This window comes from Thermosynechococcus sp. PKX82, from assembly GCF_031583255.1.
Taxonomy (GTDB): Bacteria; Cyanobacteriota; Cyanobacteriia; order Thermosynechococcales; family Thermosynechococcaceae; genus Thermosynechococcus.
Map to the genome: position 1 here is coordinate 2065312 of NZ_CP134169.1, position 24310 is coordinate 2089621.

The 24310-nt window shown below is 53.6% G+C and carries 31 protein-coding genes; 9 read left to right on the top strand and 22 right to left on the bottom strand.

The features are described from left to right. Positions 1–181: 181 nt before the first annotated feature. Entirely contained in the window at positions 182–1612 is a 1431-nt protein-coding gene (locus RHH53_RS10260; RefSeq protein ID WP_206200073.1) for a mannose-1-phosphate guanylyltransferase/mannose-6-phosphate isomerase, read from the top strand. A gap of 15 nt (positions 1613–1627) precedes the next feature. Here the strand turns inward: RHH53_RS10260 and RHH53_RS10265 are convergent, their stop codons facing one another. The 8 genes from RHH53_RS10265 to RHH53_RS10300 all read right to left on the bottom strand — a co-directional run bounded on the left by RHH53_RS10265 (position 1628) and on the right by RHH53_RS10300 (position 6318). Continuing rightward, a complete protein-coding gene (locus RHH53_RS10265; RefSeq protein ID WP_149819142.1) occupies positions 1628–2077 on the bottom strand; it encodes a divergent PAP2 family protein in 450 nt (149 codons plus the stop codon). Positions 2078–2128: 51 nt separating this feature from the next. Then, entirely contained in the window at positions 2129–3052 is a 924-nt protein-coding gene (gene crtE, locus RHH53_RS10270) for a geranylgeranyl diphosphate synthase CrtE (protein WP_149819144.1), read from the bottom strand. A 10-nt stretch (positions 3053–3062) separates the two neighbouring features. Then, the gene (gene folD, locus RHH53_RS10275; protein WP_302678216.1) at positions 3063–3983 is read right to left on the bottom strand and encodes a bifunctional methylenetetrahydrofolate dehydrogenase/methenyltetrahydrofolate cyclohydrolase FolD; all 921 of its coding nucleotides are present in this window, start codon (positions 3981–3983) and stop codon (positions 3063–3065) included. 203 nt (positions 3984–4186) lie between these two features. Beyond that, positions 4187–4522 (bottom strand): hypothetical protein, encoded by a 336-nt coding sequence (locus tag RHH53_RS10280; RefSeq protein WP_149819148.1) that lies wholly within the window; start codon positions 4520–4522, stop codon positions 4187–4189. Further along, on the bottom strand, positions 4519–4716 hold the full coding sequence (locus RHH53_RS10285; RefSeq protein ID WP_302678217.1) for a DUF454 family protein: 198 nt from the start codon (positions 4714–4716) through the stop codon (positions 4519–4521). The genes RHH53_RS10280 and RHH53_RS10285 overlap by 4 nt, the downstream gene beginning before the upstream one ends. Before the next feature lie 77 nt (positions 4717–4793). Then, a complete protein-coding gene (locus RHH53_RS10290) occupies positions 4794–5438 on the bottom strand; it encodes a pentapeptide repeat-containing protein (RefSeq protein WP_302678218.1) in 645 nt (214 codons plus the stop codon). A gap of 5 nt (positions 5439–5443) precedes the next feature. Further along, entirely contained in the window at positions 5444–5905 is a 462-nt protein-coding gene (locus RHH53_RS10295; protein WP_302678219.1) for a Fur family transcriptional regulator, read from the bottom strand. Between the two features lie 134 nt (positions 5906–6039). Then, positions 6040–6318 carry a TMEM165/GDT1 family protein gene (locus RHH53_RS10300; protein WP_302677666.1) on the bottom strand — a complete coding sequence of 93 codons (279 nt, stop codon included), beginning with the start codon at positions 6316–6318 and terminating at the stop codon, positions 6040–6042. Positions 6319–6501: 183 nt separating this feature from the next. Between RHH53_RS10300 and RHH53_RS10305 the strand changes: the two genes are divergently transcribed. The 3 genes from RHH53_RS10305 (at position 6502) to RHH53_RS10315 (ending at position 9052) form a co-directional block, all read left to right on the top strand. Then, a complete protein-coding gene (locus RHH53_RS10305) occupies positions 6502–7482 on the top strand; it encodes a hypothetical protein (RefSeq protein WP_206201685.1) in 981 nt (326 codons plus the stop codon). Beyond that, entirely contained in the window at positions 7479–7805 is a 327-nt protein-coding gene (locus RHH53_RS10310; RefSeq protein WP_149819160.1) for a hypothetical protein, read from the top strand. The genes RHH53_RS10305 and RHH53_RS10310 overlap by 4 nt, the downstream gene beginning before the upstream one ends. A 104-nt stretch (positions 7806–7909) precedes the next feature. After that, positions 7910–9052: a histidine kinase gene (locus tag RHH53_RS10315; RefSeq protein ID WP_302677664.1), complete on the top strand. Its 1143-nt coding sequence runs from the start codon at positions 7910–7912 to the stop codon at positions 9050–9052. On the opposite strand, the gene RHH53_RS10320 is transcribed toward RHH53_RS10315, so the two are convergent. Both RHH53_RS10320 and lpxD read right to left on the bottom strand, forming a co-directional pair. Further along, positions 9049–10008 (bottom strand): hypothetical protein, encoded by a 960-nt coding sequence (locus tag RHH53_RS10320; protein WP_302678222.1) that lies wholly within the window; start codon positions 10006–10008, stop codon positions 9049–9051. The genes RHH53_RS10315 and RHH53_RS10320 overlap by 4 nt on opposite strands. Before the next feature lie 113 nt (positions 10009–10121). Then, entirely contained in the window at positions 10122–11138 is a 1017-nt protein-coding gene (gene lpxD / locus RHH53_RS10325) for a UDP-3-O-(3-hydroxymyristoyl)glucosamine N-acyltransferase (RefSeq protein WP_310743753.1), read from the bottom strand. 204 nt (positions 11139–11342) lie between these two features. Here lpxD and RHH53_RS10330 point away from each other — a divergent pair, with 204 nt between their 5' ends. Further along, a complete protein-coding gene (locus tag RHH53_RS10330) occupies positions 11343–11528 on the top strand; it encodes an NblA/ycf18 family protein (RefSeq protein ID WP_024125509.1) in 186 nt (61 codons plus the stop codon). A gap of 71 nt (positions 11529–11599) precedes the next feature. Here RHH53_RS10330 and RHH53_RS10335 read toward each other — a convergent pair whose 3' ends face one another. Beyond that, positions 11600–12283 carry a hypothetical protein gene (locus tag RHH53_RS10335; RefSeq protein ID WP_302677661.1) on the bottom strand — a complete coding sequence of 228 codons (684 nt, stop codon included), beginning with the start codon at positions 12281–12283 and terminating at the stop codon, positions 11600–11602. Positions 12284–12515: 232 nt separating this feature from the next. Here RHH53_RS10335 and RHH53_RS10340 point away from each other — a divergent pair, with 232 nt between their 5' ends. Continuing rightward, positions 12516–12797 carry a hypothetical protein gene (locus RHH53_RS10340; RefSeq protein WP_310438104.1) on the top strand — a complete coding sequence of 94 codons (282 nt, stop codon included), beginning with the start codon at positions 12516–12518 and terminating at the stop codon, positions 12795–12797. 46 nt (positions 12798–12843) lie between these two features. Continuing rightward, on the top strand, positions 12844–13566 hold the full coding sequence (locus RHH53_RS10345; RefSeq protein WP_302677659.1) for a superoxide dismutase: 723 nt from the start codon (positions 12844–12846) through the stop codon (positions 13564–13566). On the opposite strand, the gene RHH53_RS10350 is transcribed toward RHH53_RS10345, so the two are convergent. From RHH53_RS10350 to rpsP, 4 genes are read right to left on the bottom strand one after another with little or no spacing between them, the layout of a single operon-like run. Next, the gene (locus tag RHH53_RS10350) at positions 13511–14533 is read right to left on the bottom strand and encodes a PhoH family protein (protein WP_149819174.1); all 1023 of its coding nucleotides are present in this window, start codon (positions 14531–14533) and stop codon (positions 13511–13513) included. The two genes, RHH53_RS10345 and RHH53_RS10350, sit on opposite strands and share 56 nt — an antisense overlap. A gap of 9 nt (positions 14534–14542) precedes the next feature. After that, the gene (gene rpsU, locus RHH53_RS10355; RefSeq protein ID WP_015126245.1) at positions 14543–14716 is read right to left on the bottom strand and encodes a 30S ribosomal protein S21; all 174 of its coding nucleotides are present in this window, start codon (positions 14714–14716) and stop codon (positions 14543–14545) included. 3 nt (positions 14717–14719) lie between these two features. Beyond that, on the bottom strand, positions 14720–15073 hold the full coding sequence (locus RHH53_RS10360; protein WP_181494762.1) for a KH domain-containing protein: 354 nt from the start codon (positions 15071–15073) through the stop codon (positions 14720–14722). A 3-nt stretch (positions 15074–15076) separates the two neighbouring features. Then, the gene (gene rpsP / locus RHH53_RS10365) at positions 15077–15328 is read right to left on the bottom strand and encodes a 30S ribosomal protein S16 (protein WP_149819178.1); all 252 of its coding nucleotides are present in this window, start codon (positions 15326–15328) and stop codon (positions 15077–15079) included. A gap of 106 nt (positions 15329–15434) precedes the next feature. Here rpsP and fabD point away from each other — a divergent pair, with 106 nt between their 5' ends. Both fabD and RHH53_RS10375 read left to right on the top strand, forming a co-directional pair. Next, a complete protein-coding gene (gene fabD / locus RHH53_RS10370; protein WP_206200085.1) occupies positions 15435–16325 on the top strand; it encodes an ACP S-malonyltransferase in 891 nt (296 codons plus the stop codon). After that, positions 16322–16957, top strand: a complete 636-nt coding sequence (locus RHH53_RS10375; protein WP_149819182.1) for a 1-acyl-sn-glycerol-3-phosphate acyltransferase — start codon at positions 16322–16324, stop codon at positions 16955–16957. The genes fabD and RHH53_RS10375 overlap by 4 nt, the downstream gene beginning before the upstream one ends. Here the strand turns inward: RHH53_RS10375 and gap are convergent. From gap to RHH53_RS10410, 7 genes are all read right to left on the bottom strand, one after another. Then, a complete protein-coding gene (gap, locus tag RHH53_RS10380; protein ID WP_310743754.1) occupies positions 16954–17976 on the bottom strand; it encodes a type I glyceraldehyde-3-phosphate dehydrogenase in 1023 nt (340 codons plus the stop codon). The genes RHH53_RS10375 and gap overlap by 4 nt on opposite strands. 23 nt (positions 17977–17999) lie before the next feature. Beyond that, positions 18000–18335, bottom strand: coding sequence for a rhodanese-like domain-containing protein (locus tag RHH53_RS10385; protein ID WP_302678226.1), 336 nt, complete (start codon positions 18333–18335; stop codon positions 18000–18002). 52 nt (positions 18336–18387) lie between these two features. Further along, a complete protein-coding gene (locus tag RHH53_RS10390; protein WP_206200089.1) occupies positions 18388–19935 on the bottom strand; it encodes an NAD(P)H-quinone oxidoreductase subunit N in 1548 nt (515 codons plus the stop codon). Positions 19936–20080: 145 nt separating this feature from the next. Then, positions 20081–20977, bottom strand: a complete 897-nt coding sequence (locus tag RHH53_RS10395; RefSeq protein ID WP_206200090.1) for an LD-carboxypeptidase — start codon at positions 20975–20977, stop codon at positions 20081–20083. Between the two features lies 1 nt (position 20978). Further along, positions 20979–21515 (bottom strand): DUF2808 domain-containing protein, encoded by a 537-nt coding sequence (locus RHH53_RS10400; protein ID WP_206200091.1) that lies wholly within the window; start codon positions 21513–21515, stop codon positions 20979–20981. 3 nt (positions 21516–21518) lie between these two features. After that, the gene (locus RHH53_RS10405) at positions 21519–22040 is read right to left on the bottom strand and encodes a transcriptional repressor (protein WP_206200092.1); all 522 of its coding nucleotides are present in this window, start codon (positions 22038–22040) and stop codon (positions 21519–21521) included. Between the two features lie 196 nt (positions 22041–22236). Further along, on the bottom strand, positions 22237–24168 hold the full coding sequence (locus tag RHH53_RS10410; protein WP_399372871.1) for a transglycosylase domain-containing protein: 1932 nt from the start codon (positions 24166–24168) through the stop codon (positions 22237–22239). Between the last annotated feature and the right edge of the window lie 142 nt (positions 24169–24310).

Below are 24310 nucleotides of genomic sequence, written 5' to 3' on the forward strand. Positions count from 1 at the left end.
CAATTGCCAAACCTTAACCAAGGGGAAACGCCACCTCAGTCCTTCACTGCCATTCATCGGGCACTGCCAAAACAGTAGCCCCTAGAAAATGAGCAACAAAAAGAACAGGGGTCTGAACCAAGACGAAGTTCTTTGGCGATAGACTACGCTTAAGCACCACACTACCTAAGGAAAGCCTTGCATGGACTGTATTCCAGTGATTCTATCGGGGGGAGCCGGAAGTCGACTTTGGCCATTATCGCGCCAAGCCCATCCCAAGCAGTTTATGCGCTTAACAGCCGAAGGGCAGAGTCTGCTACAACAAACGTGGCAACGCTTGCAGGGTTTACCCCAAGTGCAACCGCCAGTGGTGGTGGCCAATGACGCCCATCGCTTCCTTGTAGCGGAACAATTTCAAGAGCTAGGGGTGACACCAACGCGGATTTTGCTTGAACCCTTGGGGCGCAATACGGCTCCTGCGATTACCCTTGCTGCGCTCTACGTCACAGAAGTCCTCGCCACCGATGCCATTCTTTTGGTGCTACCAGCGGATCATTTAATTCAGGATGTTGCCGCCTTTCAGCAGGGGCTACAACGGGCACTGGCACCCGCCACCAAGGACTGGTTAGTGACCTTTGGCATTACCCCCACCTCTCCCCATACAGGCTACGGCTACATTCGGCGGGGGGAAGCCCTCAGTGAGGCCCACACCTATCGGGTGGCAGAGTTTGTCGAAAAACCCGATTTGGCAACGGCAGAGGCTTATCTAGCGGATGGCCATTACCTTTGGAATAGCGGTATGTTTCTCTTCCGCGCCCAGAGCTTCTTAGCAGAATTGGCACAGCAGCAGCCAGACATTTTGCACCATTGCCGCTTGGCACTGCGGGAGGGACAGGAGGATTTGGACTTTATCCGCTTGGCCAAAGCACCCTTGAGTCAGTGTCCCAGTTTATCGGTGGACTATGGGGTGATGGAAAAGACGCAAAAAGCAGCGGTGGTGCCCCTAGAGTGCGGCTGGAGTGATGTGGGGTCTTGGTCGAGTCTCTGGGAGGTGACACCCAAGGATGAATTTGGCAACAGTTGCCGTGGCAATGTCCTTCTCTATAGCAGCAAAGAGTGCTTTGTTCACAGTCAGCATCGCTTGGTGACCCTACTGGGGGTGGACGATCTGATCGTTGTGGAAACAGCCGATGCCGTTCTCATTGCCCATCAGAAGGCAGCACAACAAGTCAAACAAGTGGTGGAGCAACTGCAAGCGCAAGGGCGCCCGGAGGCGGACAACCATCCCGTCGTCTATCGTCCTTGGGGGCACTACACTGCGATTGATGCTGGTCATCGCTTTCAAGTGAAGCGGATTACGGTCAAGCCGGGGGCGAGTCTTTCGCTGCAACAGCACCATCACCGCGCAGAACATTGGATTGTTGTCAGTGGTACAGCGGAAGTTACCTGCAATGGCAAAACGTTTCTGCTGACGGAGAATGAGTCCACCTATATCCCTGTGGGCGCTGTGCACCGCTTGGCCAATCCGGGGAAAATTCCCCTTGAAATGATTGAAGTGCAGTCGGGAGCCTATCTTGGCGAAGATGATATTGTCCGCTTTGAGGATCGCTATGGTCGCGAGACAGGGCGATAACCGCTGGGCAAACCCTTAGACCGCTAGCCAAGCGATCGCCACCCCAAGGGCGGAACCAACGATGACTTGAATGGGGGTGTGCCCCAATAACTCCTTGAGGCGGGCTTCTGCCAATTCGTGCCCATCTTGGAAAAATTCATCAACAATTTGATTGAGAATGCGGGCTTGTTTACCAGCGGCTTGGCGCACCCCGGCCGCATCGTACATGACAATGCAGGCAAAGACAACGGCGATCGCAAACTCAATGCTATCCCAGCCCCGCTGCAGCCCCACCCCAGTCGCCAAAGCAGTAACAAGAGCGGAATGGGAACTGGGCATGCCCCCCGTTTCCACCAGAACGCGGAAATTGAGCTTGCGGTGTTTGGCAATGTCAATCAGTAACTTGAGCATTTGGGCGATCGCGCTGGCGGCGAAAGCGACCCAGAGGACATGGTTAGCCAGTAGCTCACGAAGACCGTCCATCATGGTTACGGACAAGGACAAACTCTGCGCCCATCCTAACCCACTTCGGGATCGTTAATGACTGCGGCTGGTAATGTAGTCGGCGATCGCCTGCAAAGGAACGGCGGCTGCCCCATACACAGCCAACTCTGCCTTCGCCTCTGCCACCAAGCGTTCAGCCTCTTGGCGAGATTTTTCCAGACCCCACAGGCGCGGGTACGTCATTTTTTGGGCGGCCACATCTTTACCAACGGTTTTACCGAGGACATCGCGGGTCGAAGTAATATCCAAAATGTCATCCACAATCTGGAACGCCAAGCCAATATTTGCCGCATAGCGCGACAGGCGAGCCACATCAGATTCATTCGCCCCCGTCAGTAATGCCCCAGAAACCACAGAGGCCTCCAGTAATGCCCCCGTTTTGTGGGAGTGGATAAAGTGCAGCGTTTCTAGACCAATGTTCGGCTGCCCTTCACACTCCAAGTCCACCACTTGACCGCCCACCAATCCCGTTGCTGCCACCGCATGCCCCAACCGCGCCACAATTTTCAGCAGATATTCTGCGGGCACGTTTTTCGTTTGTTCCACCACATATTCAAAGGCATAGGCCAGTAAGCCATCCCCCGCCAGAATGGCAATATCTTCGCCATAGACTTTGTGATTTGTGGGCTTGCCGCGACGGTAGTCATCATTGTCCATAGCCGGCAGATCATCGTGGATCAGCGACATCGTGTGGATCATCTCTAGGGCACAGGCGGTGGGCATGGCCATTTCCACGGTGCCCCCCATCAGTTCACAGGTGGCCAAGCAGAGAATTGGGCGCAGCCGTTTGCCCCCTGCCATCAGTGAATAGCGCATCGCATCGTAAATTTTCTCTGGGTAGGCAACGGGGATCGATGCTTCGAGGGCCGCTTCCACAAGGGCTTGGCGTTCTTTGAGGTAGGCCTTGAGATCAAATGTGCCGGCGGGATGGACTTGGGGGGGATCAGCGGAAATCATGAACAACTCCTCAGGGTGCGGGCGGCATAGAGGTCAACGAGAGCAGGGGCTTGTGCCAGTTGTGACGGCGACAATAGCTCCATACAGTATTGTGCAACAACATGGCAACGGTCATCGGACCGACGCCCCCCGGAACAGGGGTAATATAACTGGCCACAGCACAGGCAGCCTCATAGTCCACATCGCCCCAGAGACTCGATTTGCCATCGGGGCGTTGAATGCGATTAATCCCGACATCAATGACCACTGCCCCCGGCCGAATCATGTCGGCAGTAATCCGCCGCGGCTGTCCCATCGCTGTGACTAAAATCTCAGCACTACGGGTGACACTGGCAAGATCACGGGTGCGCGAGTGGGCGATCGTCACCGTTGCATTGGCAGTGAGTAACATCAAGGCCAAGGGCTTGCCGACCAAAATACTGCGACCCACGACCACTGCCGAGCGACCTGCAACATCAATGCCATAGGCGACCAAAAGCTGCATCACTCCAGCAGGCGTACAACTGCGCAGTCCCGGTTCATCGCGCACGAGCCGACCGAGATTTTCGGGATGCAGGCCATCCACATCTTTATCCGGATGAATCGCGTATAGCAGGGGACGGGGATCAAGGTGGGGTGGTAGGGGTAATTGCAGCAGAATGCCATCCACCCGTTCGTCCTGATTTAGCTCAGTAATTCTGGCCAATAAATCCGCTTCTGTAATGGTGGCCGGTAAATGGGCACCAAAGGATTGAATCCCGACGCGGCCACAGGCTTGTTCTTTGGCACGGACATACACGGCACTGGCGGGATCATCACCAACCCGCAACACGGCCAACCCAGGCGATCGCCCCCACTGGGCTTGAAACGTCCGCACATGATCAGCCAACTGGCGTTCAATGGACTGGGCTAAGGATTTGCCATCAAGGCAGGCAGCGGAGTTTGCAACCAAAGGACACCTTAAAATTGATCAATCACGAAAGTCTAGGGTTGAGTTGCCGAATGCGTTTCCATCGGTTGGCAACAACATCGAACTAGTTTACCTCAAACAGGGAACACCAAGGCTAGCATTGATCAAGTTCTCTCTGCTAAGCCACCGCAGATAGGGAATTGCGCCAGAAGAGTTAACGAATTGTGCCAAAGGCTTAAGAATCGCTAGGGGCGATCGCCCGAAGGGGAGGTTCGCTCCACTTGAATTTTGGCAATGGCAGGGGTAGTACACAGGTAGGTCAGCACATCCTCCGCACTCATCAGGCGCTTGAGCACCACTTGGCCAATGGTTGAGGCCGGGTCAGGATGGCTGGGCTTCACTTCTACCATGAGAACCATCTCCTCCACTTGGTACAGCCAGAGCTTTTCCTCCCCCTCTAGAATGTAGAGGCAGGTACGGGTGATCACGGGCGATCGCCGCCACGCTTGCTCATTCCAGAGGCCTTGGGGTTCCCACACGCGGCCAATCTGCCACCCCTCAGTGAGGAAAAAGTATTTCATGCCACAGGCGGCGATTCATTCCCTTGGGCACTGGCGGTCTCCTCGGGTTCCATGGAATTAAAACAAGCTGCCGCTATCAGCAAAAATGGCGTTCCTGGCAGGAGGGGTAAAATAAAGCCGATAACCCCAATAATTCCAAAAATCACACCAAGAACCATACGTGCTGTATTACGGATGCTTTTAGTCACAGGCATTCCCTTCGAGTTGCAATCGGCGAGGATGATTCACCTCTAACGTAGCCTGAACCTTGCCTTTTCACAAGTTGCTGGTGCTAAGCTTTATCGAGAATCGCATCCCGCAGATCCATGCCGTCCATTTCTGCTTTGTAGAGGTTTGCCCCCTTAAAGTTGGCACGGCGGGCATTGGCCTTCGACATCTTGGCCGCAATGAGAACCGCATATTCAAAGTTCGCTTCAATGAGACTGGCACTTTCAAGAATCGCTTCTTGCAAAATTGCGCTCTTGAGATCGGCCAAGTGCAGGTTGGCCTGAAAGAGATTGGCACGGGTGAGGTTGGCATAGGCAAGGGTCGCTTCCACTAGGCTCACTCGCCGCAGTAGCGTGCCCACCAAGTTGGCTTGGCGCAGATCGGCCATGGCAATATTTGACTTGTAGAGATCAGCACCCGCTAAGGTAGCCCGTTGTAAACAGGCCCCCTGCAAATCCGCCTCAATCAGGTCACTCATGTAGAGGTTTGCTCCCGCCATGTAGGCATCCTTGAGGAGGGCATGGCGCAGATCCGCACCTGCTAAATTGGCCTGATCAAGATTGGCATTGGTGAGGTTGTACAACTCCAAATTGGCGCCCGTTAAATCTGCCTGTCCCAGATCAGGGCGAATATCACTGTTTTGCTCCCGCCATTGATTCCAAGCGGTAACCCCCTGCTTGAGAAGCTGAAGATGTTGGGGATTGGCCACGGCAGTTATCCTTGGGCACTCGGATCAGTGTTTTGATAACCGTAAAAATCAATGCGATAGTCAACAATTTTCACGCCAGTTTTTGCTTCAATCTCAGCAATGAGAGAGGGGGGTAGCTCAACATGAACGTCAATAATTTTGTGGCTATCGAGACAATTGACATGGCTGTGACTATCACTGATATTGCCGTAAAGGCGCCCATCGGCACGCTCAACGCACTCAATAATGCCATGCTCGGAAAGGGCTTCGAGATTCTGATATACAGAGGTATGGCCGATGTCTTTGCCGGCTTGATTCAGGCGATCGTAGATCTGCCGCGCTGAGAGGTGATCCTTGGCATCCCAGAGCAGTTCAAGAATGGCACGCCGCTGCCGACTCAGCCGCAATCCAAGCCGCTGACAGCGATCGATCGCATCCTCAAGGGAACGAATGGGGGGTAGGGGACTGGGAGCAGGAGACGTGAACACGGCGCTATCCTAAAAAATAAAATTCAAACAGCAGATTTTGCTTAGCTAAGTAGCCTATTGCAGTTAAATCGCAGTTTTAGGGTTATCCATTTGCTAACCTGTAGTCACTATGATAATCAATCCTTTGGTTATAATCAAATTCGCTCCTTGTCAAGGCTGTCAGCCGCTGTTTGAGACAGCAAATAAAACCCCAGAAAGGCAAACATCATGGCAGCGATCGCCTTGACCACTTTCACGGGGATCAATGTGGCAATCCCACTGCCCAAAAGCACACCGAAAAACGTTGTACACACCAAGCCAGAGGCCACGCCTAGAAAGACAGCGGTAGCGGAGCGGGCATTACTCCCTAAAGTAATCGCCACCAGTTGACTCTTGTCCCCCAGTTCTGACAAGAACACAATCGCAAAACTCACGGCGAAGGATTGCCAGTCCATCCAATTTCTCCAAAGATGTTGCTGCTATAGGGCAGATTAACGGTATGGGCAGTTGCGGTCAACGATCGCTAGTGGCGCAGGGTGGCAGGATCAGCTTAAAACAAGTTACGATTCTTAATATCAATTCAGCTTATAGCCCTGTTCTAAATGGCGGAGGTGCTCATGTTGAATACCACTACTGACGGATCGAGCGCGATCGCACCGGACACCACCTCCTTGAGCAGTCTGGCACAGGCTTGGGCAAAGCGCTATATTACCAACCTCAACACCACCGCCCTTGCGGAGGATGATCCAGCGGTGGTTGCCCCTCGGCTCTTGGCCGAATTGCGGAATGCCAGTGTCAAGGCTTGGCAGCGCACTGAAGGCTTTTTGGCCGCAGAGATGATTCGCCATGGCATCCCAGCGGAACTGGTGGATCCTTGGAGCATCTCCAAAGACATCCATGACATTTATCAGCGCACCCTCAAACTCTACGAAGCCGGCAAGGGCACCCAGCAAATGACCGCCAAGCTGGCTAGTGCCATCAGTGAGATTCGCCGCCGCTATACTGCCGTCGATCCGCGGGTGATTGGCTTTGTCAGTATGCAGTTTCACCACACGGGGGTATTACTGCTAGAAGTGGCACCAACGAGCCAACGTCCGATCCTCAGTAGCTTCTTCAAAGTTATTGATGATCACCTCTACATGCCCTTGCACCGTGCCTATAACGCAGCAGCCAACTACGACTACAATGATCCGGCCTTGGCTTTAGTGCGCCATCTGTTGCCCCAGAGCACGGCGATCGCCACCGCTATTTGTGATCGTGTTGCCGAACTCAACCCCCAGCACCGCTGTTTTAGTGGCCCTTTGACCCAAGCCAGTGTGCGTGTTTCCAGTATTCGCGATGTCGAGATGTTCCAGATCTACCTCTGGGTATGTCTTTTGGAGCAAAGCCTTGAGGCGCTGCAACGAGAACTCTTTCCCCTGTGTTTGATGCTTTATCCTTCGCTGAATGTGATATGGGAGCTAGTGTTTCAAATGGTGCACCTTTTGGGTAAGGAAATACAAACCCGTGCCGCTGGCTATGATACAAGTGTTTTTACCCCCTACTATCTATCTCTCCGAGAAATGTTTGATCCCAAGATTTTTCAAGGACTCCTATGATTCCCAATTTGCAGCAGGTTTCTCTCTCCCCTATTGCCATTGCGGGGTCTGGTCTGTGGGCGATCGCCCTGTACTGGGGCTTTTATCCCACGGGGCAAGCCTTAATACAGCGTTTAGTGACGTGGCTAGGGGGTGAAGCAAACCAAAGTGCCGAATTCTGGGCAGGGATGGTGGGGCTAGTTCCCTTTATTCTGGTGGGGACGGGTTGCTTTATCCTCTGTAGTTTGGGCTTGGGGCAAAGTTGGGCCTTGAGTTTAGGCCTGATGGCAACCATCGGTGGGGCAATCTACGAACTTGGCCGGCGGGATGGCCAACAATCCTAGGTTGGGTTGCGGGGGAGAATCCGCTAACATTTAGTTAATCTTTATGGTGTTTCCTAGAGAGGAAGCGCACTTCGTTGCCCCTGAGAATACTCGCCGGTGATTCAATGAAAGCGTCTGCGGATGCCAGTTCTACCCAAGAAACGACACCGCCGCTCAGTTTGCTCCTGTTTGTTGCCAATCGTCCGGGCGATGAAGAGGAAACCGCTGCTATTCAAGCCCACATTCAGCAACTACCCTCGAACTTTGGCTTTGAATTAAAAGTGGTGCCCATAGGTGAGCAGCCCTATCTCCTAGAGGAGTACAAGCTGGTTGCCACGCCTGCCTTGATTAAAGTCCGTCCTGAACCGCGTCAAACCCTCGCTGGTCGTAAGCTGCTGCAAAAAGTAGACTATTGGTGGCCGCGCTGGCAGCGGGAAGTGGCTCTCGGCCTACAGGCAGATATGCAAAAGTCGGCAGCGGAGCAGTCCGATTGCTCGATGGAACTCAGCCGCCTGAAGGATGAGCTGTTTCAACTGCGCCAAGAGCGCGATCGCCTTGCGGAACAACTGCAATTTAAAGATCGGATTATTGGCTTGCTGGCCCATGAGTTGCGTAACCCCCTCACTGCTGTTGGCATTGCCCTTGAAACCCTCGAAGCCAACCTTCAGGAAGAGAGCACTCAGCAACTCCATATTGAGGACATCCAACGTCTGTTTCACCATGCCCGCAGTCAAACCCAGATGATGGGACAACTGATTACGGATTTACTCTTAGCGGCGCGCGGACCCCAAGATAAGCTGCAAATTATGGCACGGCAACTGGATCTGCGACAACTGTGCCAAGAAACGGTTGAGGATGTGCGCCTCAATTTTGAACGTAAAAAGCAGCACTTTACCACCGACATTCCTTTGGATTTACCCTTGGTTTATGGCGATGGCGATCGCATTCGTCAGGTCCTTGTCAACCTGCTGGACAATGCCTGTAAATACACTCCTGAAGGGGGCAAAATCCACCTGAGCGCCTTTCACCGCATGACTCAAAAAGTACAAGTTACCGTCTGTGACACTGGCCCCGGTATTCCCATTGAGCAGCAGGAAAAAATTTTTGGCGAGACGGTTCGCCTCGATCGCGATCGCACCATTGAAGGCTATGGCATTGGCCTTGCCCTTTGCCGCCAAATTATTCGTATGCACTACGGCCAGATTTGGGTGGACTCCCAACCGGGAAAAGGCAGTTGCTTTCACTTCACACTGCCCGTTTATAGCTAGCGCTGCCCTTCCTTGACCATGCGGGCGATCGTTTCAGCGCGCAGATAGGGATCAGGCCCAAGGGGCAAAATTTCGTAGAACTCATTATCCGGCAAGCGCATCAGTTGGAGCGACTCCTGCTCGCGATAGATCACATAGACTCCCGGTGGCCATGTTTTGGCACTGCGCACTGGCACAGGAATGTCACGGCGCTCTTCGCCAACGCCGGCAAGGCGTACCACCTGTGTATTGGGACGATAGACCACCTTATCTTCACGGGTGCGCCGAAATAAAAAGCGATCCAAAACCTTGGGTAGAATCTCTGTTTCTGTGCCCCCCAATTGCAAATTCAAATCCAGCAATTTGTCTTCAAGGGTAAGTTCAATGATGTGGGGTTCAGGGACGAGGGGTTGGGAGTGAATCTCAGTGGTCTCTTGGGGCGGTTCGGCGTTAGGTTTCACCTTCTGGACAATTTGGCTGATGTATTCCAGATCCACTGTCGTGATTTTCTTAAAGGTGACAAACCAAGAGAGGAAACTGATCGCCACTGCCGGTTCCAGTGTCGTAATCAAGGCTGCTAAATCCAACTCATCGAGACGAATCGCCTTGAGGGCAGCCTCAGTTTGACCCAAGACAACGGCTTGATCCCCTGCACTTAAGTGCTTGAGACTGCCGTAGAGCAATCCCAAATCAATGGTTTCTTGACAGCCTTGGGTGGAAATGCGATAGGTGATGTCGTAGAGCCAATCCAGTGTCACCAAGTCATGGTTGAGCATCCAGAGGGCAAAGTTAAAGGCCGTTTGGGGAAAGGCAGCTTGGGCAATGCTTTTGACAATGACTTGGGCGCGATCGCGCTGGAGCAAGGTAAGTAAGGCTGCTTGCTTGTCTGCCTTGGTTGTCAGTTCATGGTAGCCAAGGAGCGCTTGGAACAATTCCTGATCACTGGGCAGTAATCGAATGGCTGCTGGAGGAGTCATAAGCTTTAGTGTCGCAGATTCGTGTGACCCATTGCCCCTCACCCTATGATGAACGATCCAAAAGGCAACCCTAGCCCTTAATTCCACTATAGAGGGTGGTTAGAATATCTATGCTATCCCCCTACCTTTGCTTCCAATTGGCGCACTCGCTTGAGGAGATCCGGCAGCTGCTTCACTGCGGCTGAAACCTTGAGGTAGAGGGTTTGATCCATGGCCGGAATCCCCCCCATGCGGCTATCTGGGGGGACAGAGCTACTGATGCCGGATTTAGCAGAGACAATGGTGCGATCGCCAATGGTCAAATGACCCGCTGCCCCCACCTGTCCCGCCAGAACGACATGATTACCAATGTGGGTCGAACCCGCTAAGCCCACTTGAGCACAGAGAATCGCGTTTTCACCGATGGTACAGTTGTGAGCCACCATCGTCAGGTTGTCAATCTTCGTGCCATTCGCCACAGTGGTCTCCCCTAGGGTGGCGCGATCAATGGTTGTGCCGGCACCAATTTCGACATCATTGCCAATCACCACGGTGCCCACTTGCGGAATTTTATAGTGGCGACCATCGGGCAGAGGCACATAGCCAAAGCCATCAGCGCCGAGGACAACACTATTTTGCAGAATGACGCGATCGCCCAATTGCACCCGCTCCCGCAGGGCACAGTGGCTATAGATACGGCAATCGGCGCCAACCACCACATCATCGTAGAGTGTGCAATGACTATCAATTATCGTGCGATCGCCAATGCGCACGCGATCGCCAATCACGGTATAGGCACCAATCGTCACATCCGCTCCCAACACCACATCGGCTCCCAGAATTGCCGTCGGGTGAATTTTGGCGGAGGGTTTGGGTTGCGGATAAAACCATTCAATACATTTGGCAAAGGCAAGGTAGGGATGGGGCACCCGCAGCAGGGGACAGGCTGCCTCCCCTTGAAAATCGGGACGGACAAACACAGCAGCCGCTGCCGTGGTCTGCAATAGAGCGGTGTACTTCGGATTGGCCAAAAAAGAGATATCCGTGGCTGTTGCTGTTTCTAAGGGGGCTACCCCCAACACGGGGCGATCGCCCTGCTCTGGACAATCAAGGGTTGCCCCAAACCGTTCGGCCACCTCTGCCAACCGCATCTTGCCGTCCTCATCATCAAACTTGAGTTTTAGCTCAGTCTATCAGGTCTCGTTTGTGAAACCGATCAAGAATTTAGCGAAATCGTTCATACTGAACATTTTATCCTTTGCACGGGTGATATTCATTGAGTGGCAACTTTGTCAATGTGTTTGTTATATTTTTTAACACGTATGCCCGATAACATGGAGTAAGGAGTACATTCTATGGAGCAACGCTTCCCCGAACTGAATGTTGACCTCAGCTTTGAACAGGAGTTTCAAATGCGGGTGATGGAGGAGCAAGTGAGTGCCATGAGCCTTCAGGAAGCGCGTGAGCTACTGTTGCAAGCCTCTCGCCTATTGATGATGAAAGACAACGTCATTCGCTCCTTGGTCAAACGCGCTGCCTAGGTCACACAGGTGTGGGACGGACCTCTTTCTCCACCTTGCTTCCGCCGTCGAATCAAGTAGGGGATAGTGGCCTACCACGCACGGGGCTGAAACTGCGGGTCGTTGAGAATCGTCACCCCATCCCCCGACTGCGCCAACACAAACAAACCTTGCCGATAAGCGTAGCGAGCCACCTCGGGCGGCACAATCATCCCTGCCACGGCACCCAAGAGTTTGGTGCCACGATACTGGTGAGCTAGACGGCGAAATTTCGCAATCCGCTCTAAATGTTCATCAACATCCCCTTGGCTAAGTTTTGTTTTCACTTCGATGAGAACGGCTTCATCGGTGTTAACGACCAACAGATCAATTTCTAAACTCTCGTTGCCGTCTTGAAGAATCACATCACTGTAGAGTTGAGAAACAGCAATTCCCCGACTCTGAAATAAGCGCAACACAGCTGGGCGGACTTGCCACTCCACAAACTCCCCAAGGCGATTGCCCAGTTTGCCAATTTGTTGGTTGAGCTGCCGTGCTTCTTCTCGGAGCAACCGTTCGGTTTCTTGAAAACGCCGGTCAGTCTCTTGGAACCGCCGATCTGTTTCTTGAAACCGTTGAGCCGTTTCCTGAAATCGCTGTTCAAGATCCTGAAAACGCCGATCTGTTTCTTGAAATTGTCGCTCGGTTTCCTGAAATCGGCGTTCTGTTTCCTTTTGAGCCGCCAGTAGCTCTGCCAATAATCGCCAAACATCTTCAGGGGTGTATACCTGTGTCATTCTGGATTGATAATTGCCAAAAAACTGGTGCGTACGCCTTACCATCATAACTTAGGAAACAATACAGAAGCTTGGTAGCTTCAACGCTTCAGTACGAGGGAAAAAACCCAAAAAGGACTTTAGTTCCAGAGGATATAATAAGAATGAGGGCTGACCTTGGTGAAAAAAATAAGCGGTTAGAAGAAGCCTACTGTAAAAATTATTTGCGATCGCTCCTAAGAGGTATTGGTATATGACTCGTCCACTGCTGCTGAGCGTGGTGTTGCTGGGGATATGTTATCCCTTGGCCACAGTGGCGACCCCCCTGCCCCCGATCTTGAATCCCATTTCCCCGACCACCGGCTTTGAATCCTCGGAAATGAACCGCCTTTGGCAAAATCACTGGCGTTCTAAAGACCGCCGTGAGGCCAGTACGATGCTGCAACCATCCGCTGACAAGGTGCTACAAATTGAAGTGGATGGCCAACTGCTGACGCCCAGCCAAGCTCAACAACTCCTACTGCGCCAAGAATAATCCTGCGGGACTTAAACTATTAGCGGGAACATTTCACGTACTCGCTATGCCCCTAACCCGTCGTCAAACCCTCGGCCTCCTCGTCGGCAGTGCCGCTACACTCTGGTTGCGATCGCGCCCAGCCGTGGCTGAAGGTGAGCCGTCAGAAATTTATACGCTGCCGCCTTTGCCCTACGGCTACGATGCCCTAGAGCCAGTGATTGATGCGGAGACGATGCAGCTACACCACGACAAACACCATGCGGCCTATGTGAAGACGCTGAACAAGGCACTGACGCCCTACCGGCAATGGCAGGGGCTACCCATTGAGGATTTACTGCGCCACATTCGCCAACTACCCACCGCCATCCAACAAACCGTGCGCAACCACGGCGGCGGCCATGCCAACCATTCCCTCTTTTGGCAAAGTATGGCACCGAATGGGGGCGGTGAACCCACGGGGGAGTTGGCCACAGCAATTGCAACCACCTTTGGCTCGTTCTCAGCGTTTCAAACCCAGTTTCAGCAGGCAGGTCTGAAGCACTTTGGCAGTGGCTGGGTCTGGCTTGTGCTGACGCCCCAAGGAAATCTGGCCATTACCACCACACTGAACCAAGATTCGCCGCTGATGCAAGGGCAAGTGCCGATCTTGGGCAATGATTTGTGGGAGCATGCCTACTACCTGACCTATCGCAACCGTCGCGATCAGTACCTAGAGGCTTGGTGGCAGGTGGTTAATTGGCCTTGGCTGAGCGATCGCTACGCCCAGATGCGCGCTCTTTTGACTTAGTAAGCAAGGCCTGCTCATGGCGATCGTAGGCATCAATAATTCGCTCGACAAGGGGATGGCGAATCACATCCCCCTTGGTTAGATAACAAAACGCGATCCCTTCGACATCTTTGAGAATTTTCGTGGCCACACTGAGGCCAGAGGTTTGATGTTCTGGTAGATCGGTTTGTGTCAAGTCCCCCGTCACCACCAAGCAGGAGTTAAAACCAATGCGGGTCAACACCATTTTCATTTGGGCAGGGGTAGTGTTCTGGGCCTCATCGAGGATGACAAAGGCATTATTGAGGGTACGCCCTCGCATATAGGCCAAGGGAGCCACTTCAATCACCCCCCGCTCCATCAGGTTACTAATTTTCTCCGGCTCCACTAGTTCGTAAAGAGCATCGTAGAGGGGACGCAAATAGGGATCAATTTTTTGCTGTAAATCTCCCGGCAAAAAGCCGAGCCGCTCCCCTGCTTCCACCGCAGGCCGTGTCAAAATCAACCGCTCATAAGTACCCGACAGTAGCGCTTGGACGGCTAGAACGGTGGCCAAGAAGGTTTTGCCGGTGCCCGCTGGCCCAATGCCAAAGGTGAGTGTGTGGCTGCGAATGGCTTGAATGTACTGGCGCTGGCGAAAGGTTTTGGCACGAATAATGTCGCCACGACGGGTGCGAGCCAGAATATCCTGTTGCAGCTCTTGGAGGGCTTCCCGCTGCTGGGTGTCGTAGGCATGGCGGACGGTGAGAATATCTACCCCAGACACAGGACGCCCCTCGCGCCAGAGGGTACCGAGGTCTTGAATCAGTTGTTGGCAGAGTTGGATTTGAGCAGGGGTACCAGTGATGTAGAGATCCCGCCCCCTTAAAACAAGGGTCGCCCCTGTTTGGGCGGCAAAGATGCGCAGGTTGGCTTCTTGCTCACCGACAAGGGCGATCGCACTCTCAGTGCTGTGGAGGTCAATCGTGAGGCTTTCCCTCGTGGTCATACCCAAGGCTTAGCGATTGCGCTTGCGGGCGGCCTCCTGTTTGCGTTTGCGGCGCAGGCTGGGTTTCTCATAACGTTCACGCCGTTTGACTTCCGAAAGAATGCCCGCTTTTTGGATTTTTTTCTTGAATCGCCGTAGAGCGGACTCAATGGATTCGTTTTCACCTAAACGCACTTCAGACACGCGCTAACTTTGCCTCCTTGATGATGGATAAGAACGACGACGGGATCGTCGGGGGCGATCGCTCCCTTGATGATCTATTTTAGGTGTACTTTTGGCATCGTCATAGACATCTAAGTAAACCTGCTGACCGGCGGCTTGGGCAGCAGCCTGTAAAACCGCTCGAATGGCATGGAGATTGCGACCGCCACGGCCATAGACCCGTCCCTTATCCTCGCCAGCAAAGGCAAGGCGTACCCAGATGCGAGAATTGGCAGGGGAAAATTCCGCATGCAGCCGTAGGGTTTCTGGTGCTTCCATAAAGGGTTCCAGCAGGAAGCGAATCAAGGCAGCGTAATTGGGGGCAGCCGACTCAGTCATTGCCTATTTTTTGGCAGTTTCAGGGAGAAGATTTGCTTTGACAAACAGCCGCCGCACGGTATCTGTGGGTTGTGCGCCCTGCGCCAAACGCCGCTTGATAGCCTCTTCCTTAAGGCGCACTTCATCACGGATCGGATCGTAGAAGCCCAATTCTTCGAGGGCACGCCCATCGCGGCGATCCGTATTATTCATGGCCACAATCCGATAGGTGGCGTTCCGTTTTTTGCCGTAGCGTTTGAGACGCAGTTTAATCATGTCAGCCTATGGAGATAAAAGGGGCAGATTTTTATCGACAATTTTCTAGTATAACGGACATCCCAAATCGGGTAAAGTAGATTGCGGTTCGAGTTGAGCACTGCCGATGACAAAGACAGCATGGTTATTTCCCGGCCAAGGGTCGCAACATCCAGAAATGATGGCGGATTTGCTAACGGCCTATCCCCCAGCCGAGGAGCGGTGCGCACAGGCAGCGGCTATTTTGGGGTGGTCGGTCATTGAGTGCTGTGCAGGTCGTATCGGTAACTTAGATCAAACCCTCTATACCCAGCCGAGTTTGTTTCTGGTGGAGAGCTTGCTTGTGGATGCTCTCAAGGAACGGGGGGCAAAAGCGGACTTTGTTGCGGGGCATAGTCTCGGCGAATATGTTGCCCTCTATGCGGCGGAGGTTTTTGACTTTACAACAGGACTGAAGTTAGTGCAGCGGCGAGCCGAACTGATGAATGCCGCCGGGGGGGGCAAGATGGTGGCCTTGATTGGCTTTGACCGCGAGCAGTTGCAAGAGGCGATCGCCAGCACAGCCAATGTGGTTCTGGCCAATGATAACCATCCGGGGCAGGTGGTGATTTCGGGGCTGCCGGCAGCGGTGGACGCGGTGCTAGGCAAAATTAAGGTGAAGCGAGCGGTTCCCTTGAATGTGAGTGGGGCTTTTCATTCCCCGTTTATGGCGGAGGCCGCAGCCACGTTTGCCACGCTGCTGGAGGAGTACACCTTCCACGAGGCGATCTTTCCCGTTTTGAACAATGTCGAACCTGAACCGACAACAGATGCAGCGGTGATCAAGGCACGCTTGCGATCGCAGATGACCGGCTCTGTGCGGTGGGTGGACACCTGTCATGCCCTTGCGGCAGCGGGGGTGACCCAAGCCTTTGAAATTGGTCCCGGCAACGTATTGGCAGGCTTGGTTAAACGCACGACCCCAGAGATCACCGTTACCAGCATTGCCACGATCGCTAGTTTGGAGAGCCTTGGGTGAGTCGCGATCGCGAGCCGCTGATCAGTTTGCTCCTCTACCATCTTTTCAAATGGTCAGTGGTGAGTCCACTCCTGCACACCTACTTTCGCGGGCGCATCTATGGTGCCCATCAGGTACCGCTGCGAGGGCCACTGGTGGTGGTAGCCAATCATGCCAGCTACTTTGATCCACCCCTGATTTCTAACTGTGTGCGCCGACCGGTGGCTTGGATGGCCAAGGAGGAATTATTCCAGATTCCCATTTTTCGGACATTGATTCGGTGGTATGGTGCCTATCCTGTGAAGCGGGGAGCCGGCGATCGCCGCGCATTGCAGGCCGCCCTCAAAGCTCTAGAACAGGGTTGGGCAGTGGGGGTCTTTTTGGAGGGCACGCGCACGAAAGATGGGCGCATCTATGATCCGAAATTGGGGGCAGCACTCATTGCCGCCAAAGCTCAGGCGCCTCTATTGCCCGTCTGCCTTTGGGGAACCCAAGAGATTCTCAAAAAAGGTGGATTTCCCCGACCGGTTCCGATTACGGTGCGCATTGGTGCCCCCATTCCCCCCCCGGCTTCGGGCGATCGCCCTGCCCTAGAAGCAGTCACACAGCACTGCTGCGAAGTGATCCACCGTCTCCATGACTTGGGTCGCTAGAGCAGACCATCCTTAGCGGCCATCAATTTCAGGAGATCCACCACACGGCAGGAATAGCCCCACTCATTGTCGTACCAAGCCACCACCTTAAAGAAATTGGCATTGAGTTGGATCCCGGCTGTGGCATCAAAGATACTGGAGCGGCCATCGCCAATAAAATCACTGGAGACAACGGCCTCCTCGGTATAGCCGAGAATTCCCTTGAGATCCCCCTCAGCCGCTGCCTTCATTGCCGCACAAATCTCGTCATAGCTCGTGGCCTTCTCAGTTTTGAAGGTTAAATCCACCACCGACACATCGGGCGTAGGAACGCGAAAGGCCATCCCCGTCAACTTGCCCTTGAGTTCGGGCAACACCAGTGTCACCGCTTTAGCAGCGCCGGTAGAGGCGGGAATAATATTTTGGCCAGCCCCGCGGCCGCCGCGCCAATCCTTCTTACTAGAACCATCCACCGTCGGTTGGGTTGCGGTGACAGAGTGCACCGTGGTCATCAAGCCCTCAGCTAGCCCAAAGGTTTGATGTAGGACCTTCGCCACCGGTGCCAAGCAATTTGTCGTGCAACTGGCATTAGAGACAATCACATCCACCGCTGGATCAAAGGCCGCATCATTAACACCAACGACAATTGTTTTCACCTTGTCGGCATCCTTGGTGGGGGCTGAAATCACCACTCGTTTCGCACCGGCCTCAAGATGCTGCGAGGCGCCATCATAGCCGGTAAATAGACCGGTGGATTCAACAATGTAGTCGGCGCCAACCGATCCCCAAGGCAGTTCTGCGGGATTGCGAATGGCCGTACAGGGAATGAACTTACCATCAATTTCAATGCCCTCTGCCGTGGCCTTGACGATCCCCGGATAGATGCCGTGGGTGGAATCGTACTTAAAGAGGTAGGCAAGGTTATCCGCAGGCACGAGATCGTTAATGCCGACAAACTGAATATTGTCGCAGGCGAGACCCGCCCGTAGCACCAAGCGGCCAATGCGGCCAAAGCCATTAATACCGACTTTCAAGGTCATGAAAACTCTCCCAAGGCAATCAACTAATAACGGGGTAGGGTTGGATCCACTGCCGCAGCATAGGCATCAATACCACCGACAATGTTTTTCACATTACGGAATCCCTGCTGAATCAACCAGTGACCCATTTGCGCCGATCGCACACCGTGGTGGCAGAGTACCAAGGTTTCCCGATCTGGATCAAGGAGCTGGCAAATTTGGGGCGACCATTGGGGAAACGCACTCAGGGGCAAAAGGGTGAAATGGGGGAGGTGAACAATCGCCCACTCCTCTGGTTCCCGCACATCAATGAGTTGCAAGGTATCCGCCTCTGTGGCTAGGCGTTGCGCCAATTCCACCACTGTGATTTGTCCTAGCATGGCTTCCCCTTGATTCTAGGGGGATAGATCGGGGATCGTACTAAAGTCATCCTTAAGATTTACCTGCCGGCGGTAGGCTTTGGTAGGCCACCTCGATCGCCGTCGGTTGATGAGCCACTTGGGGCACATCTAGTACTGCCGTATTCACCAAGTTAAAGAGGGGATTGGCCAAGATACCCGCCAAGGAGGTGGCAATCACCGTCATCACTAGACCCACCTGCAACGGACGCATGCCAAAGGTTGACCAAGAAACCTCGGGATAATTTTGCACAGCTAGGGACATTTCTTGGGGTTCCTTGACCACCATCATCTTGACAACACGAATGTAGTAGTAAATCGAGATCACACTCGTTAATAGACCCAGCAGCACCAGACCATAGGCACCGGCTTGCCAACCCGCCCAGAAGAGGTAAATTTTGCCAAAAAAGCCGGCCAAGGGAGGAATCCCGCCTAAGGAAAGCAGGCAGAGGCTCAGGCCGAGGGTCAGCAACGGGTCTTTTTGATAGAGGCCGGCATACTCACTAATTTGATCGGTACCCGTGCGCAGGGAGAAGAGAATCACACAGGTAAAAGCGCCAAGGTTCATGAAGAGGTACACCAGCAGGTAAAAGAGCATACTGGCATAACCTGCCTCAGTGCCAACGACAAAACCAATCATCACAAACCCCGCCTGGCCAATGGAGGAGTAGGCCAGCATCCGCTTCATGCTGGTTTGGGCAAGGGCAACCACATTGCCAAGAATCATGCTCAGGATCGCCAACACCGTAAAGATGAGTTGCCACTGATCGGTGACACTGGGGAAGGCCAAGGTCAAAAAGCGAATGGCAAGGGCAAACCCAGCCGCTTTGGAGCCAACGGAGAGAAAGGCAACCACAGGCGTAGGGGCACCCTCATAAACATCGGGCGTCCATTGGTGAAAGGGCACTGCCGAAATTTTGAAACTAATGCCAGCAATAACAAACACTAAGGCCACCACCAGACCCAAGGATTCCCCAGAGAGAGCTTGGGCAATTTCTGGTAACTGGGTGTGCCCACCGGAGAGGCCATACAACAGTGACGATCCATAGAGGAAAATGGCAGAACTGGCCGCACCAATCAGGAGATATTTCAAGGCGGCTTCGTTGGAGCGGCTATCGCGCTTGGTGTAGCCGGTGAGCAGATAGGAGGCAATACTCAGGGTCTCTAGCGCCACAAAGATAAACACCAGTTCTTGGGCACCGGCAATGAACATGCCACCCACCGTGGCCGTCAACAGAATCGTCATAAATTCGCCGAGGGAACTGCCGGTTTGCTCAACATAGCGAATGGACATGAGAATCGTGCCCAAGGCTGAAAGGGCAATCAGTCCCCGGAAGAAGAGGCTGAGGTGATCAGAAATAAAGCTGCCAAAGAAACTGACGGTGTCGGGCTGAGTCCACAGGGGAATCATCGTGGCGATCGCTCCCCCTAAACCGACAATGGCAAAGTAGGGGGTCCAGCGATCGGCTTGGCGTCCCTGAATCAAATCTGCTAGGAGGACAACAAGCAGCGTCACAATCACGATGGTTTCCGGCAAAATGGTGCCTGCATTCAGCTGTCCGGCCAGTGTCACCAAATCCATAACTCTTTACGCGCCTTGATGGAATCCCCCATATCTTATCACCCAGATTTTCATTTCATTGGTTGCCCGCGATCGCCTTCTGCTTATGAGTGGGATTAGTTTTTACCAATCTCGGCACTGGCAGAGGTGGTATTTTGATTTTGGGTCAGAGCAATAGCCGCAAAGAGCCGCGATCGCCATCTAGCTCAGCTGCCACCCCCACCGGTAAGGCAGCATTGACCCCCTCATGGCCAAAGGGCAAGTCACTGACAATGGGAAGCCCCAAATCCGCCAAGCGATCGCCCAAAACCTCAATCACGCGAAAATTGGGTTGGGTGGTGGGATCCTCACAGCGACTAAAACGACCGAGGGCAATCCCCTGAATCTGATGCAACACACCACTGCGGCGCCACTGCGTCAACATGCGGTCAATGCGATAGGGGGCTTCACCCACATCCTCTAGGGCTAAGATCACATTCTCAAAAGAAGGACAATCAGGCGTCCCCAGTAAATGAGTCGCGACTGTTAAATTCCCCACCAAAAGACGACCCTGCACCACACCGCCCCCCCAACCCGTTCCCAAGAGCGGCTCTAGGGGTTTGCCCCGCACCAGATCAAAAAGCCGCTGCTGACTCCAAAGGGGTTCTGCCGCCAGCGTGGTGAGTACTGGGCCATGGACACCGGCCACCCCTTGGTTAGCATAGCTCCACAGCAAAGCCGTAATATCCGAAAAACCAATCAGCCATTTCGGCGATACCGCTGGCCACTGCCACTGCTCCAACAGACGAGTCGCTCCAAATCCGCCCCGCCCGCAGAGAATACCCTTAATAGAATCATCTTGCAATAAGTGCCGCAGGCGATCGCGCCGCTGTTGATCGGCACCCGCAAGGTAGCCCCAGCCGGCAAAGGCCGCCTCATCGACAATCACCTCATAGCCCTGAGCTTGCCAACAGGCCACTCCCTGCCAAAAAGGTTCCCTTTGGCGGAGGACACCACTAGGAAAGGCGACGGCAAGGCGATCGCCCGGCTGAAGCGGCGGCGGTAATGTTGCAAAGACGGTCACGTTAGAAAAAATTAGAATTGCGGTAAAACTGCAAGCGCCCCGTGCCGATATTTTGACCTATGGCGCGATCTCCTCCCCGAGGAAAGGCTGTCACAGCAAAAAGATACGTCCCATCCCATTGGGGATTGCGCACAGGAGCAACCTCAACCCGCAGGTACCACCCCGGTGGCACAGGGGGATCAAAGGTCACTGTGAGCAGCGCTGAATGGCCATCAAAGGTCACCTTGCCCAAGGGAATCGGCTGGCGGGAGCGATCGCCGATAAAAACACGGGTACGTTGGGGCAAAAAGTAAATCGTCTCAATGCCGGGCAGTTGTTGAATGTCGAGCCGGGCAAGGGGTTCGCCTGCGGTGGTCGGTATCTGCACAATGAAGTTGTAGGTGGTATTCGTTAGCCACACTTGAGGATAGCGGGTATTGGCTTCAACAAAAATGGGTGGCTGATCAAAGGCCACCCGACCATCGGGAAACTCAACCCCTAGGCTCTGAGGGGGCAAAGCAGCTATGCCAACAAGGGCGATCGCGAAGGGTCGTCGCATCCCTTATTTACCCCGCGAGGGGGGTTCTGTGCCGTGGGCGATCGCGCTACTACAGACCCAGTTTTCCGGCAGGCCGGGGTAACCGCGCCGCAACGCCTCTGGACAAATGGTATAGATCGTCAGTTGGCAATCAATCAATTGCACACCATACTTCTCCGTCTGCTTCAGAGCCTGCTTGAGAATCGTATCATTGTCGAACTCCATTGTGCGGTTGCATTGCACGCACACCATGTGGTGATGGTGGTGCGGAGACATTGTATTGAGTTCGTAGTGCTTGTGTCCCTCGGCCAGTTCCAACTCCCGCAGAATACCCATCCGTGACATCAACTTCACAGTGCGATAAACGGTGGATAAACTAATGGAGTGTCCCTGTTTACGCAACTCATGGTGCAGGTCTTCAGCACTCAGGTGGTTGCCCTTAGGCAGATTCTGGAAAATATTGAGAATGGTTTCTCGCTGTGGCGTCAACCGCCAGCCCTTCTCGTTCAGTTCTGCCTTTAAGGCTGCTGCTGTATAAAGTGGCATAGGAGATTCGCCTGATCTGCCGATATTTGGTTTGCATGATAGCCGACAACAAGTGTCATTTGCAACAACCACAGCTTATTGAGAATAATTACAATAGTTTTACTGAACTTTCTGCAAATGAGTTGCAACGCCCAAGCACAACCCAAGCAATCATCAATGGGTTCAATGGCGCAGAACCCAGTTCAAAAACCAATCCTTAATTTGTTTGCCGCTGCGGCTTGGGTCGCTGGAACTTCGACATCGGGGTAAAGTCTTCGACGGGCACATCCTTGAGTGCCTGACTCATGAAATCCCGCCAAATGGGTGCCATAAAGCCACCCCCCGTTGCCCCCTGCCCGAGGGGCGCATAGTTGTCATTCCCTGCCCAAACCGCGGCTGAGAGTTGCGGCACATAACCGACAAACCAAATATCCCGCTCAGAAGAGGTGGTGCCTGTTTTCCCTGCGGCGGGTCGGCCAATGTTGGCACCTGTGCCTGTCCCACTGGTGATCACACTTTTCATCGTGTCATTGATGGCTGCGGCCGCCCAAGGATCCAGCACCAGTTTGGGGCGAGGGGTGTGATCCAAGAGCAAATTGCCATTATTATCCGTAACTTGAATAATCGTCGTGGTGGGGGATTGCCAGCCATTGTTGGCGAATGTGGCATAGGCAGCGGCCATTTCCAAGGGCGTCAGATCCACCGCCCCCAGAGGTAGAGAAACCACAGGAAGCATGGGACTGGTAATGCCAAGGGTACGGCAAATTTCAATAACGCGCTCAATACCCACCTCTTGGCCAAGAACAATGGCAGGAATATTGCGGGACATGGCCAAAGCCATACGCATAGACATCCCACCCATAAAGGAGCCATCGTAATTTCGCGGCACATACCACCCACTGCCATCGCGATACCTAACGGGTGAGTCGTTAATTCCAGAATCGGGCGTATATTTGCCACTGGCATAGGCAGCATAAAAGACAAAGGGCTTAAAGGCAGACCCCGGCTGACGCATCGCTTGGGTGGCGCGATTAAACTGACTGCGGTTGTAGTCCACACCGCCGACAAGGGCTTTGACATAGTGCGTTCGTGGATCTACCGCCGCCAAAGCCAACTGATCGGCGCGCACACCACTGCCCCGTAGGGTTTGATAGCCGCGTTGGATTGCCTCTTCGGCCATTTTTTGCACCTTGACATCAAGGCTACTTTGTACCCGCATTCCCCCACGGATGACCGCTTCACGACCAAATTGGCGGGTCAACTCCTGCAACACAGCATCGGTAATCCAAGGACTGCGACTGCGCTGGAAGGAGGTAATTTCCCCCAGCTTGATCGGTTCTTGGGCAGCAGCAGCCGCCTCCTGGGGGGTGATCCAATCCAATTCCACCATCCGATCCAGCACCAATTGCTGCCGTTCTTTGGCGAGGTCAAAATCCACAAAGGGGCTATAGGCCTCGGGCGCTTGGATAATGCCAGCCATCATGGCAGCTTCGGCAAGCGTGAGATCAGCGGCATTTTTTTTGAAGTAGCTTTGGGCGGCGGTTTGTACGCCGTAAGTGTTATGTCCCCAATAGACTTGATTGAGGTACATCTCCAAAATTTCATCTTTGCTGAAGATCTGCTCGAGGCGCATGGCCAGGACAGCCTCAGCCACTTTACGACTAATGGAGCGATCTTGAGACAAAAAGAGATTTTTCACCAATTGCATCGTCAGGGTAGAGCCACCCTGTACGGTACGCCCCGAGGTGAGGTTGACCATTAAGGCACGGGAAATACCAATGGGATTAATACCGCGATGCTGATAGAAGCTACTGTCTTCGATCGCCATCACAGCCAGCTTCAAACTGGGCGAAATTTCGCTGAGGGGAACGACTTCGCGGTTTTCTTCATCGTGAAGGCTGACAAGGAGGGTGCCCTTAGCATCGTAAATGTGCGTCGTTTCACTGGGAATGTAGCCCCGCAGCGATCGCACATCCGGCAAATTCCGAAAGCTAATCGCCAAGCCCAGCAGCCCCCCGCCGATTGCCGCACAACCAAAGGTCATCCCGACAAGGAAGGTACGGTTAGCAATTCGCAGGACCCCACGCCAGAAGTTTTCATCTTGGGGGCGGGTTTGGGAGGGGTGTTTGCCAAGGGTAGTGGTGGACACGACAGTCGCTTCCTTACGCCAATTATTTTTTACTTCGTATATGATTTTTTTATTGGGATAAAAGTAGGGGATGGCAAAATGGCCCCGCGATCGCAATTGATTGCTATCATAGCCATCCTAGACCAGAAAATGTCCTCGCCCA